This is a genomic window from Halocynthiibacter namhaensis (assembly GCF_000812685.1).
In the GTDB taxonomy this organism is placed as follows: domain Bacteria; phylum Pseudomonadota; class Alphaproteobacteria; order Rhodobacterales; family Rhodobacteraceae; genus Halocynthiibacter; species Halocynthiibacter namhaensis.
In genome coordinates, this window is sequence record NZ_JWIF01000072.1 from 23,780 (window position 1) to 36,220 (window position 12,441).

Annotated in this window: 15 protein-coding genes; 4 read left to right on the plus strand and 11 right to left on the minus strand. The window is 51.6% G+C overall.

Translation table 11 applies throughout. The features are described 5' to 3' along the window. Nucleotides 1-25: 25 nt before the first annotated feature. Complete coding sequence (locus RJ38_RS15640; RefSeq protein ID WP_238321734.1) at nucleotides 26-820, plus strand: hypothetical protein; 795 nt, start codon at nucleotides 26-28, stop codon at nucleotides 818-820. Here RJ38_RS15640 and RJ38_RS15645 read toward each other — a convergent pair. From RJ38_RS15645 to RJ38_RS15660, 4 genes are all read right to left on the minus strand, one after another. Further along, nucleotides 817-1,683 carry an amino acid ABC transporter permease gene (locus RJ38_RS15645; RefSeq protein ID WP_039019817.1) on the minus strand — a complete coding sequence of 289 codons (867 nt, stop codon included), beginning with the start codon at nucleotides 1,681-1,683 and terminating at the stop codon, nucleotides 817-819. The genes RJ38_RS15640 and RJ38_RS15645 overlap by 4 nt on opposite strands. A 64-nt stretch (nucleotides 1,684-1,747) precedes the next feature. After that, the gene (locus RJ38_RS15650; RefSeq protein WP_039019818.1) at nucleotides 1,748-2,584 is read right to left on the minus strand and encodes a transporter substrate-binding domain-containing protein; all 837 of its coding nucleotides are present in this window, start codon (nucleotides 2,582-2,584) and stop codon (nucleotides 1,748-1,750) included. Nucleotides 2,585-2,634: 50 nt separating this feature from the next. Then, complete coding sequence (locus tag RJ38_RS15655) at nucleotides 2,635-3,324, minus strand: amino acid ABC transporter permease (protein WP_238321735.1); 690 nt, start codon at nucleotides 3,322-3,324, stop codon at nucleotides 2,635-2,637. A gap of 115 nt (nucleotides 3,325-3,439) precedes the next feature. After that, nucleotides 3,440-4,186: an amino acid ABC transporter ATP-binding protein gene (locus RJ38_RS15660; RefSeq protein ID WP_039019819.1), complete on the minus strand. Its 747-nt coding sequence runs from the start codon at nucleotides 4,184-4,186 to the stop codon at nucleotides 3,440-3,442. Nucleotides 4,187-4,366: 180 nt separating this feature from the next. On the opposite strand from RJ38_RS15660, the gene RJ38_RS15665 reads away from it, so the two are divergent. The 3 genes from RJ38_RS15665 to RJ38_RS15675 all read left to right on the plus strand — a co-directional run bounded on the left by RJ38_RS15665 (nucleotide 4,367) and on the right by RJ38_RS15675 (nucleotide 6,391). Beyond that, nucleotides 4,367-5,272 (plus strand): fatty acid desaturase family protein, encoded by a 906-nt coding sequence (locus RJ38_RS15665; RefSeq protein WP_238321736.1) that lies wholly within the window; start codon nucleotides 4,367-4,369, stop codon nucleotides 5,270-5,272. A 1-nt stretch (nucleotide 5,273) separates the two neighbouring features. Next, on the plus strand, nucleotides 5,274-5,591 hold the full coding sequence (locus RJ38_RS15670; RefSeq protein WP_039019821.1) for a non-heme iron oxygenase ferredoxin subunit: 318 nt from the start codon (nucleotides 5,274-5,276) through the stop codon (nucleotides 5,589-5,591). Nucleotides 5,592-5,704: 113 nt separating this feature from the next. Next, nucleotides 5,705-6,391, plus strand: coding sequence for a UTRA domain-containing protein (locus RJ38_RS15675; RefSeq protein WP_039019822.1), 687 nt, complete (start codon nucleotides 5,705-5,707; stop codon nucleotides 6,389-6,391). A gap of 5 nt (nucleotides 6,392-6,396) precedes the next feature. On the opposite strand, the gene RJ38_RS15680 is transcribed toward RJ38_RS15675, so the two are convergent. From RJ38_RS15680 to RJ38_RS15710, 7 genes are all read right to left on the minus strand, one after another. Further along, on the minus strand, nucleotides 6,397-7,785 hold the full coding sequence (locus tag RJ38_RS15680) for an MATE family efflux transporter (RefSeq protein WP_039019823.1): 1,389 nt from the start codon (nucleotides 7,783-7,785) through the stop codon (nucleotides 6,397-6,399). Beyond that, nucleotides 7,782-8,375: a helix-turn-helix domain-containing protein gene (locus RJ38_RS15685; protein WP_039019824.1), complete on the minus strand. Its 594-nt coding sequence runs from the start codon at nucleotides 8,373-8,375 to the stop codon at nucleotides 7,782-7,784. The genes RJ38_RS15680 and RJ38_RS15685 overlap by 4 nt, the downstream gene beginning before the upstream one ends. Nucleotide 8,376: 1 nt before the next feature. Then, nucleotides 8,377-9,342: an isopenicillin N synthase family dioxygenase gene (locus RJ38_RS15690; RefSeq protein WP_039019825.1), complete on the minus strand. Its 966-nt coding sequence runs from the start codon at nucleotides 9,340-9,342 to the stop codon at nucleotides 8,377-8,379. 67 nt (nucleotides 9,343-9,409) lie between these two features. Beyond that, nucleotides 9,410-9,988, minus strand: a complete 579-nt coding sequence (locus tag RJ38_RS15695) for a carboxymuconolactone decarboxylase family protein (protein WP_039019826.1) — start codon at nucleotides 9,986-9,988, stop codon at nucleotides 9,410-9,412. Between the two features lie 128 nt (nucleotides 9,989-10,116). Then, nucleotides 10,117-10,848 carry a creatininase family protein gene (locus RJ38_RS15700; RefSeq protein WP_039019827.1) on the minus strand — a complete coding sequence of 244 codons (732 nt, stop codon included), beginning with the start codon at nucleotides 10,846-10,848 and terminating at the stop codon, nucleotides 10,117-10,119. Beyond that, on the minus strand, nucleotides 10,848-11,489 hold the full coding sequence (locus tag RJ38_RS15705; protein ID WP_039019828.1) for a glutathione S-transferase family protein: 642 nt from the start codon (nucleotides 11,487-11,489) through the stop codon (nucleotides 10,848-10,850). The genes RJ38_RS15700 and RJ38_RS15705 overlap by 1 nt, the downstream gene beginning before the upstream one ends. A 64-nt stretch (nucleotides 11,490-11,553) precedes the next feature. Further along, a complete protein-coding gene (locus RJ38_RS15710; RefSeq protein WP_039019829.1) occupies nucleotides 11,554-12,339 on the minus strand; it encodes a transporter substrate-binding domain-containing protein in 786 nt (261 codons plus the stop codon). Nucleotides 12,340-12,441: the final 102 nt, after the last annotated feature.

Below are 12,441 nucleotides of genomic sequence, written 5' to 3' on the forward strand. Positions count from 1 at the left end.
CTTTTGCGCACGCCTTGGCGATCAATTGCGTTTTTCTCAAATGCCCGCAAACAAACGCATCGTGGTCAGCTATGCGCTATGCCCTGACATGCTGGGGTCTGGTTTTGGCACCGCACATCACGACGCGTTTTTACATCTAAAGGACGCCGTCAATGACGCGATCGCCCATGCCGAGAATGTGCATGTCACGTGCCCACGTGGCACGGATTATACCGGGCAACCACAGCTAAAACTTACCCCCGGATCCGATACAAGCATTCGGCGTTTCCCCATGTCCGTGCCCACGCCAATTCCCGCCCACAGCTTCAGCGGACGCGTGGCAATGCCTGGCTTTCTTACGGGTACAGGTTCACAATATTACACGCCATATAGCGTTGAGTTCCAAGGCGAGGTTTACGCATTATTTGAACATGGCCGCTTAACCGGTTTTGAGGGCGACCCGGAATCCGTTGCTGTTGCAAACCGTCACTATGACCACGTCGCGACCAGCCTTGGAATTGACCGAGATTTCGTACACTCATGGCACGCGGGCATTCATCCTGGATGCGGTTTTCCCGGCACGGCACGGGACAGCTATGAACGTTGGGGCGGGTCTGGTTTCGGCAATCCGCGCGTCCTACATTTCCACACCTGTGGCAGCTATGCGCCTGGCGAAATCTCCTGGAATGTCATTGACCCGACCGTGACCGTCGATGGTGTAAAGCTGTGGGATAACGGACGTTTACGCATCGATAACCTGAAAGAATCCAATGCGTTGATGGATATGTTTCCTTGCGCAGCCCAGGTCTTCGCGAACCCCGATGATCGGATCGGGCTTTAGCGTTCGAGGCGGCGGAACAGCAGTGACAATCCAAAGCAAATGATGAAATAGAAGCCGGCAGTCACGATCCACGCCTCAAATATCATGCGGGTTGAGGCGACCAGTTCAACGGTTTTAAACGTCAATTCTTGCACCGAAATCAGCGAGATAATTGAGCTGTCTTTGACCAGTGTGATGAATTGATTTGCCATGGGTGGCGTGACTTTTTTCATCGCTTGCGGCAGGACGATATAGCGCATTTCTTGCAAGCCTGACATGCCGATTGAACGTGCCGCTTCGCGCTGGCCTAGAGGAACGGATTGAATGCCTGCGCGTACGATTTCGCCGACAAAGGCGCTTTCGAACAGCGCCAGAACGATCACACCGGAAATAAGGGATGGAAAACGACGCATGTCGCCAAAGAAGAATTCCCACATGCCGTTGTTTTCTTGACGTGCGATTCCACGTGCCCAGCTTTCAATATTCAGCGCAACAATCAGTTGTTCAGACAGGAAAAAGAAGAAGATGAACATGATCACAACCGGGGGGATGTTGCGCAGAAATTCCAAATAGGTTCGCGCCAACAGTCGGATTGTCAGGTTTTTAGCACAACGCGCCATGCCCAAGGCCGTACCCAGGATAACCGCCAGAATTCCAGCATAAATGCTAACACGGATGGTGGTGACCAACCCTTGAAGCAACAGGTTCGCAACCCATTTTCCTTCACTTTCTTTCCAGCGGAGAATGTAGTTTGGGATACGGTCCCAACGCCAGTTATAGTTCAACGCCCCCCCGATCCTCAGGGAAATCGCCGTGATGAAAACCGCGATCACAACAAGGATCACATAGTCAAGCCAGTGTAGTCTTTGCAAAAATTTCGGCACGGTTTTGTCTCTGTATTGGGTGGGGAAATGTCAGAGGCGACGAACGCCCCTGACAGGTTTTTTCTTACTCAGCGGCGACTTGATCTTCCCAATCAAAGCTGCGGAACCAATAGTTGTTGCGTTCATCCAACCAACCACTCTTCCAATTCACGCTGATCCAATTGTTAAAGAAGTTCTCGGCATCTGGGTCACCCTTGCGGAAGCCAAATGATTCACCCGTCGCAAGAAACGTGTCCGTGAATGGCACAACCAACGTGTCGGGATACTGACGCACCTCAATCGACGGGGTCGGTTCAGCCCCCATTGTGGCATGCGCATTGCCGTTCAAAACTTCCTGCGTTGCCGCACCATCTTCGTCAAACAGCAACAATTCAGCTTCGGGGAAAAGTGTTTCGATCACGGTCGCCGGCGTACCGCCGCGCCGGGCTGCAAAAGTAACATCGGGCGTGTTATAATCCGCCAAGGACATGCCATCGGTCATGCCCTTGTTCGACAAAATTGTCAGCCCAGAATACGCATAGGGGTCAGTGAAGTTGATCGTCAAGTTGCGCTGTGGCGTAATCGACATCCCCGAGATGATGACGTCAAATTTCCCAGACACGAGGGCCGGGATAATTCCATCCCAAGATGTCGGAATGAATTCGACTTCAACGCCCATATCATCGGCCAGTTTGCGACCCACGTCCAACTCAAACCCGATCAATTCGCCGTCTAAGTCACGCATCGACCATGGCTTGAAGATCGATAGACCGATCTTGATCACACCGCGTTCCTTGATGGTTTCAATCACGCTTTCTTGCGCAATGGCCTGACGGGTTTGTTGCGCGCTCGCAGGCAACGCCAAGGCCGCCGCAGTCGCAAGCCCAAGAGCTGCTCCAAATATACGTCGAGATAGGTTCATTTTAGATCTCCTCACTGTTGTATTGCTCCGCCCATGCGGACAGATTAGGGTTAACTATTTGTAGAGTAACGTTTTTCCACCATCGACACACCTGCCGATAAAATTAGGGTCACCACCATATACACCGCTGCAATCGTGAACCAGATCTCAAAGCTCATGTAGGTATCCGAGATAATATTGCGCCCGATTGTGGTCAACTCAGCGACCGCGATCACACTGACAATCGCCGAACTTTTGACCATATGCACGACTTCGCCCGTCATTGGCGGCAACATAAACCTGACAGATTGTGGCAGCACAATATAACGATACGCCTGCCCCGTTGACATGCCGATGGACTTGGCCGCTTCCCATTGGCCCTGTGCCACAGCGTTGATGCCCGCGCGGAAGATTTCAGAAATCAACGCAGCATGAAACACTCCTAAACACAGGATGCTTGCGACATATCGGTTGAAGCCAAACACAGGCCCCAACACGTAATAAAACAGGTACAAAAGCACCAGCAATGGCGTGTTCCGAATGATCTCTAGGAAGACGATTGCAACGCCGGTGCCAACCACAAGCCCTGACAGGCGCAACAAGGCAACGAGCAAGCCCAAAACCAAGGCCAAAAGGAAGGCGATTGACGATAATTGTAACGTCTTCACAAGACCGACAGCGATTTCACCCCATTCAAATCCGTCATCGGTCAAACGGTACAGATACTGCGGAATCCGGTACCATTGCCAATTGTAGCCCATAGCCTGAGAACCAGTAAACGCCAGCCAAACCAAGCCCGTCACAATGAACAAATACAGCCCTACCGATATAGGAACTGATCTGAAAAAGCGTGTTATCAAGGGGGCGCGCTGCATTTTAGTGTTCCAAGATCTGGTCTAAAAATGCGCGGCAACGGGCGCTGTCAGGCTTTGTGAAAAACTTCTCAGGTGGGGCCACTTCGACGATCTCGCCCGCTTCCATAAACACCATCTTATCGGCAATTTTACGGGCGAAACCCATCTCATGCGTCACACAAACCATCGTCATACCGGAATTGGCCAGCTCGACCATCACATCAAGAACTTCGTTGATCATTTCCGGGTCAAGCGCAGACGTCGGTTCGTCAAACAACATAACCCGCGTCTCCATGCACAGTGATCGCGCGATTGCCACGCGCTGTTGTTGACCACCTGACAATTGCGCCGGATATTTATCCGCTTGCTCTGGAATATGTACGCGATTCAAATATTTGCGCGCCCGTTCTTCCGCTTCGACTTTGCTTATCTTGCGCACCTTGATCGGGCCGATGGTGAGATTTTCCAGAACGGTCAAATGCGGGAACAAGTTGAACTGTTGAAATACCATCCCAACATCTTGACGCAGCGCGCGTATCTCTTTTGAATCTGCATGTACGTCAATGCCATCGACCACCAATTGGCCAGCATCGTGATTTTCCAAACCATTAAAGCAACGGATCAAAGTCGACTTCCCAGATCCCGATGGACCGCAAATCACGACCCGTTCTCCCTGGTCGACCGTTAAGTTAACATTTTTTAAGGCCTGGAACGTCCCAAAGAACTTATCGATCTCAACGGCGCTGATGATTGGCTCTGCTTCTGGCATTTGCTGTCGTCTCTCACGCTAAAACAATTCATTGTAAAATATATTGTCTATACTTATGCATATCATGCAACCATTTATTTCGTTTTTTCATCGCAATCTCGATTCTACCTAGTTATAGGAGGCCAGGTCATGACGAAGCCAATCACAACGCCCTTAACGCAAGCACTTGCAGAAGGGAAATTGACCCGCGACGAATTAAAATCATTCATGCGACGATCAAATATTCCCGCGTTCAAGCGACTCGCAATATGGGTGATTGTGCTGCTTCTCACCTCTTCCGCTGTGTATTTCTCCTTGGGAACTGCATGGGTTTTCCCCGCGATGTTCGTGCACGGCGTGGTCTTGGTTCATCACTTTTCACTTCAACATGAATGCGTGCATTACACCGTTTTCAGAACGCGCTGGCTGAACGATCTTTTCGGAAGTATTTGTGGCGTCATCATTGGATTGCCCCACACCCATTTTCGATACGAACACTGTGACCACCATACCTACACGCAAATTGACGGCGACGATCCGGAACTTGTCCCCATGCCCAAATCATTTGCATCCTATCTGTTTTACCTCACAGCAATTCCCTATTGGCGCACAAAATTCACTGAAATTTGGCGCCATAGTTTTGGTCGACTCACCGCGTCAGAAAAGCGATTCATTCCCAAGGTTGCATATAAACTTGTCTTCCTAGAGGCCCGCTTGATGTTGGCGGCATACTTAACTTTGGTCGGCGTGATGGTTATTTTTGACTGGTATAGTCCTTTGTTTTATTGGATATTTCCCCTAATATTGGGTGAACCCGTGATGCGGTTCATTCGCATGACAGAACACGTTGGCCGCCCGACAGTCAGCCAAATGCGCGAGAACACTCGTACCAATTTGGTATCCCTTCCATGGCGTTTTTTGTGCTGGAACATGAACTATCATGCTGAACATCACTATGTGTCATCCGTTCCATTTCACGCCTTGCCCCGTCTTCACGAAAAGCTGAAAGATCACATCCACGTCGAACACAATGGCTATATCGGCGCGCATCGTGACATATTGCAACAGCTCAACCTGCCCTCCTCAAAATCCAACTCGGGGGTGTGAAATGAAACGTGAAAAGACATGGAAAGACCTCGTCCCCGTTGCAGAATTAGAAGATCAATGGGTCAGCCGGGTTACTTTCGGGTCACGCCTTATTGCGGTCTATGACACACCAAGCGGATATTATGCATCTCTCGCGCTGTGCAATCACGGGGGCGCCGATCTCTGTGATGGATATTTTGACGGGCACATCATCGAGTGCCCCCTGCACCAAGGCGCGTTTGATGTGCGCAACGGCAAACCGATCTCGGCACCGGCAACCCGCAGAATGATCACATTTGAAACCCGAAATGTGGATGGCATCCTACAAATACGGATCTAACGTTGGTTGAAAGCGAATTGACAGCAGTAAGCATTCGCCCGCATAATGTATATACATTAGCAGAAACCTTACCTCACAGAAAGTTCACATTGTCCGGTTCACACCCTCTATATATGCAAGTTAAAACTGCCGTATTGGACCGTATTCGATCGGGAGACTGGCCCCCCGGTGGGCGCCTTCCCAGCGAAACACAATTGGCGCAAGACTTTGGCTGTTCTCGGCTGACGGTACATCGTGCAATTCGCGAGTTGGCGCATGATGGCGTGGTTGAACGACGACGGCGCGCCGGTACGCGCGTTGCCCAAGCCGACGGTGTCGCACTGGAAATTCACATTCGGCGTATTACACAAGAAATCAGCCAACGTGGATTTGCGTATTCCTACGATCTTCTGAATCGGACCCAGAAAATCGCACCCGCATATATCGCCAAATTTTTTGATATCCCACCCACACAGAAGATGCTGCATGTTCAATGTCGACATCGTGCGGGAGAGCGCGTTTTTCAACTTGAAGACCGTTGGATTAACCTTGATGCAATCCCACAAGCGATGGATCAAGGGTTTGAACATGAAAGCCCCGGTCTTTGGATGTTGGACCATGTGCCTTTTTCGCGCATGAACCATGACATTTCGGCCTGCATTGCAACGGCAGCCACCGCGAGGCATCTTCAAGTTGAGACCGGAACGGCTGTACTGCAATTGAAGCGACAAGCGGAATGGAACGGCCGTGCCATCACTTGCGCCACCCTGTTCCATCCGGCAGATCTCTATAGTTTGCATCCTGAATCGCGCAGCTTGTAAGACCTTCATTTGCTGCCAACCTTCGCCACCCAAAGACCGCCAATCTCAAGCCTTGCGACGCGTTCGGCGACGATCATTGCCAGAATCCACCCGGTCAGGACGCTGGTTGCGATCCCAAACCACACCCCCCAAACCGAGAAATTCAGAATGCCAACATAAATCCATATAAAAAAGGCAACGCCAAATCCTTGACGATAAATTCCGATCCATAATGTCCAAATCGGGCGTTTTAGGGCCTGCAAAAGGGAATTGATCGCGAACAACATCATGTAGATCGGCAGAATGAAACCATCCACGCGCAAATAACTTTGCCCAACACGAATGACCTCTGCGTTGTCAGTAAACAGCGACATCGCAAACCCGCCGCCAAACCACAACATCGGGCATGCAATCGCCATCAGCAGAAACCCGAGTTTCCAGCAGAAAAACACAGCATCGCGCACGCGATCCGCATGCCCTGCCCCGAAATTCTGCGCCGCGATCGGAAGCAATGCACCGGTCATTCCCAACACCGGAAGCAGTAATATCTGCTCCACACGCAAGGCAATCCCATAGGCTGCAAGTGCATGCTCCCCAAAGTCTTTCAGCGCAAACTGAACGACAAATCCACCCGCAAACATAACCACAATCGCAAAACTGGTTGGCAGCATCTGCGCTGTAATTTCCTTGAACTTCACAGCATCTGGCATGAATTCTGAACGCCGCAATCCCTGCATCATATCGCGCCCAAAAATGCGCGACAGCACATATATCATCACACCCGTCTGACTAAGCACGGTGGACAAGGCGATGCCGTTGAACCCCATGCCGTTCCAGATCCCTGGGACCCCATAAATCAGGATCGGGTTTAGAATGATATTGGCGAAAAAGGCGGCGATTAAGCCGCGTTGTAACGTGACTGAATTCCCGCGCGCTTGCAAAATCCCATTGCCACCGTAAGCCAACAAAAAACCGGGCAAGGCGAATATTAGCCATTTGAAATATTGCGTGCCCGCATCACGATATCCGCCGGGTTCGGATACGAGAGATATCAACAACGGACCAAACCAAACCGCCGCAAACATCAAGATCAACGAAGCAATTGCCCCATAGCTGATGCCTTGCGCCGCCAACGCGCGGGCCTCGGCACTTTCACGGCGGCCTCGTGCATTGCCGACAAGTGCGCCCATGGCAGAACCAAGCCCAAATCCCACCGCCATCGTGATGAAAAAGGCTTGAAACCCAATGGCCAAACCGGCCTGTGCCTCAGTTGAGATCAGGCCCGCAAACCAAATATCAACCACATTATACAGAGTGCTGAAGACCATTCCGATCGCAGCGGGGATCGCCAATGCCCGAAAATGCCCCCCAATCGAGCCCTCGGTCAGGTCAACATCACGATCTGCGCTGCTCATCTGCGTTCCGCCTGAACCGTGAGGAACGTAAAGGTGTCAGTGATCACCTCAACAAATCCGTGGCTTAACTCAGCGTCCACCGAAAGACTGTCACCAGGGAAGAGGGTGAAATCCTGCCCGCCATAACGATAGATGGCTTCGCCCTCGAGGACCTGAACATAAACAACACCATGACCGACATATGTTGGGGGTTGGGCTTCCTGTTTGACCAAGGTCACGCGGCGGGCTTCAAATTGCAAATCCCGCCGTGAATGCACCGCGAGATTTACAAATTCATGGCTGTGCCCCTGGGAAATCCGATTGGATTTCAGCCCTTCGCCTGCCCGAACCAACGTGTAATCCGCGTGTTTGCTGGCCGTTTCACGAAACAGACTGACAAGTGGCACATCAAGCGCCCCCGCCAACGCACAAAGTGAACTGATCGAAGGGGAAACTTGACCGTTTTCAATGCGGCTGACCATTGCTGCAGAAATCCCCGCTTTCGTCGCAAGTTGGCTGGCTGACCAGCCAAGACCGCGACGCAACTGCCGCAATGCAGCGCCAATTGCGTCATCAATTCCTGTATCCTCGCGGGTGTTCTGGGTCGTCATATCAGCCTTTCTTGTGGGAAAACGCCTTGGCAAAACGCCAGTTCAAATATTCTCCACAGGTGATGGGATCTTCTTTCGGGGCGTAATCAGCGCCGAATACATCTTTCGCATCAATCATAGTTTCTGGGTTCGGATCATAGGCCAATACCAGCGACAGGCGTTCCTTGCCAGAACTGTTCACCACGCGATGCGGCGTTGATTTATAGGCACCATCCGTCCAGCGGTTCAGAAGATCCGCGACGTTAACGATCAATGTGCCCTCAATCGGCGGCGCTTGGATCCATTCACCATCGATATTTTCAACCTGCAATCCGCCAACCGAATCTTGGCACAGCACTGTCAGCACTCCAAAATCAGTATGTGGTCCAACGCCAAATTGGTCCTTCCCAGCACTTTCATCCTGAACCGGGTAATAAACAAATGAATTGCGCGACAGGGGTGCATCATTGGTTTGCAGGAAAAAATTCTTATCCAAACCAAGACCCATCGCAAAGCCCTGCATCAAATGTTCAGCAACACCATGGGCGGCCGTGAAATACTGCATGCAAAGGTCTTGCAACTCGGGCATGGCTTTGGGCCATTGGTTGTGACCGCGCAGTTCATGGCTGTCAGGCAATGTGCCCGCATCATTTTGATAGCCCCAAACAAAGCTTTCTTTCAGATCCGCTTTAGCATCATCTTGCATCTTCGCGCCACCTTGCGGCAACCAACCGCGATGACTGGCATCAATACGCACGTCTTCTTTGCTGGCTTCATCGGAACGAAAAAAATCGAAGGCTTTGGCGCGGACTGCATTGATCAGATCCTCAGGGATGCCATGGCCTTTGATGTAGATGAACCCCAAACCCGTGTTCGCCGCATGTAAGGCTTTGGCGACCCCCATCGGATCACTACCATCGCGAAGGCCCGTGATATCCACAACCGGGATGATGTCACTTTCGACCTGCTTTGCTTCTGCGTAACCCATGGGGGCCTCCTGTTGATGTATGTGCAATTATTTGCAGGTTATGCAAATAATTGCACAAGGCGCAAGTTTAATCTTTGGCGTAATACCCGACGGTGTCGCCATCGGTGGTCACACCCAAGCCATTTAACAATCGATTGGCATAGTTAAAATATCCAATGATTTGATTGGCTTCCAGGATTTCACCATCTGGAACGCCAGCGGCTTTCAGCGCATCCACATCGCTTTTTTCCATCTTGCCTGGATTTAATGTCAATTTTTCAGTGTATTGCAGCAACGCGAGCTGCCCCCCCTCGAACGCATCTTCCGGGCGGTGCGCCTTTAACGCGGCTTCGACCTTATCCGCACGATCTTCATCACCGATCAAATGCCGGGCATTCGACCAGTGATTTGCATAAGAATAGGGGCAGGTGTTCAGCGTCGACACATAAGAACTGATCACCTCTTGGAACCACATGGGAATGGTGTTGCTATCATCGTGCAGACAGGCGCGATACAGCACAACATGGCCGTTCATGGTTTGCGGTCGCAACGAATGAACACGCATCACATTATCGACCGTTCCATGGGGCGTCCGCGCAAAATCAAGTGCCTTTTTCAGGGGTTCGTCGGCGTTCTCATCCGAGATCATTTCAATCCAAGCGGACATGCTGGCTCCTTCAAGATGTTATCATCCGCCCCCACCCTCGTTGATCGAAGGTGATTTTGGGTCAGATATGTTGCCTCCAGCGAAGCAGATAATTTACCTAGGCGCAATTAATTTATTTCCACGCAAACTTAAGATGCGACAAAATCACGGAAATCCAAAGCAACGCTCGTCGCGGCGGCGTTCAACAACGCATGCCCATGATCCACCTGGGCAAGCGCCGAATGAGATCCCACTCGCCCGTCGGGAAAATCCCGCCGATGCTCGTCCGCAGGGCCATGCTTGTCACCCGCATGGGCTTTCACAAACTCTGGCGTCAGGAATTCAGGCGGTTCCGCTGCGTCGCCCGGTGCAATCGCCCGATGGGTCGCCTGCGTGATCGAAATCTCGGAAGGGGTTGCGTGCATCCCTTCCCAATCGCCATACCATTTCCGGCGCAACACATTCACCGGCTCAAAATCCCACCAACTGCGAATGCGGATATCGGCACCGCAATCTGCCGCCGCCGCGCGCAGTGGCGCAAGATTCGCGCCATGTCCGTTGATCACGTAAACCTTTGAAATCCCTTGATGGTGCAAGCCGTTGAACAGCTCAAGCATCATCGCCTGCCACAGATCCGCGCTCAATGACATTGTGCCAGGGAACCCCATATTGAACGGCGCAGGCGCGTAGGAAACCGTCGGTGCAACCACCGCCTTTGCTTGATCCGCAGCCCGCCACGCGATCTGTTCGGCACAAATCGCATCCGTCCCAATCAACCCCATCGGGCCGTGTTGTTCAATCGATCCTGTCGGCAGAATAACTGCGGGCTGACCGAAAAAATGGGCCTCAGCTTCTTGCCAGGTCATCTCACTCAAACGCATTAGGTGTTGTCCTTCATATATGCCTCAAGTTTCGGCAAATAATCAGCGTATTCAGCCGCAATTGACGGCAAACGGGCAAGGTCCATACGATATTGCCGGACCTCATCAGGCCAGTTCAACGCAAGACCGACATGTTTCTCGAAGCTTGCAAGCCACTCAAATGTAATCGCAAATCCGCAATCACAGAGATACAATTGATCACGCGGCAGATCCGCATCCACCAGCAATTTCGCCAGTACACTCAGATGACCCGAAATTGCGTCACCTGCTCGCCCAACAACATCTGCATCGCGTGTATCGGGTCTTATCTGCCCAAAAATACGGCGTAATTCCGGCTCAAGGCGCGTGTCATGGAAACGTCCCAACGCCCGAGACTTTGCACGCAGCGTCACCTCGCTTGGCAACATCGCGGGCCAAGGTTGCGTCTCGTTCAGATATTCAGCAATGGCCTCAGAATCCGTCAAAAGTAAATCACCATCGTGCAAAGCCGGTAAATTTCCAGACGGCACAATCGCTTTATACACATCCGATCCATATCCGCCCGGCGGGGGCACTTCTTCCCATTGCACACCCTTGTGCCGCAACAAAATGCGTAGCTTTGCACAATATAGGCTAACCGGAATGGCGTATATTTTCAGCATGTTACCCCCCAATAGAAAAAACCGGCATATGTCACCACACGCCGGTCCAAATTATCTCAGCGGCTTAAAGAAGCTGCCATTTCTCGCCAAGTTCCTCAAAGAAACCCTGTTCCTGCTTCAAGCGAATCCAAGTGTTCACATAGTTGATCCAAACCTGATCAGCTTGGGGCAATAACATCGCAATCGGGGTTGGTGCGCGTGGTTCTTCCACGGGCACAATCATCATCTGAGAATATTGCGCGACCAGTTTGTTCGCCTCAACATTTGATGTGATATGGGCATCCGCACGACCAGAAAGGACCTCTTGAAAATCACGCGCTGGGGCCTCAACAATACGGTGCTGCGCATCCGGAAAGAACTCCTTCACTTGGGTTTCTTGAGTTGTGCCAAGTGTCGCCGCAACAGTCACATCCGCTTGGTTCAAATCACCCCAATCCTGGAAACGATCCCCGTTGGATGCCAAGACAAGCGGCACAGTCGCCAGTGAAAAATAGCTGTCAGAATATCCAGCAGCCTTCGCCCGCGCAGGCGATACAGAAGCGGATCCGGTCATGTGGTATTGCCCAGAGGTCACACCACTTACCAAGGTCTTCCAATCCGTTGGCACGAATTCGATTTCAACACCCAGGTCCATCGCAAGCTGGGTCATCACATCGATGTCATACCCGCGATAAGAATTGGTGGCCGGGTCACGCATACTCATCGGGTTCCAATCCCCCGTTGTCCCGACTTTCAACACACCTCCTGACAGGATCTCCTGCAGGGCAGATTGTGCCTGGGCTCCGGTGGACGAATGCATCGTACCGGCAAGCGCAACAAGCGCAACGGCACAGGTTTTCAAAAACTTCATCTTCCTCTCCTTATTCGCAGCTGATTGTTCAGCCTTGCGTGTCTCGATTAATATTGCAAGAAAATAAATAAATTGCGCGAAGGTTAATTTTCTGCTTCGCTG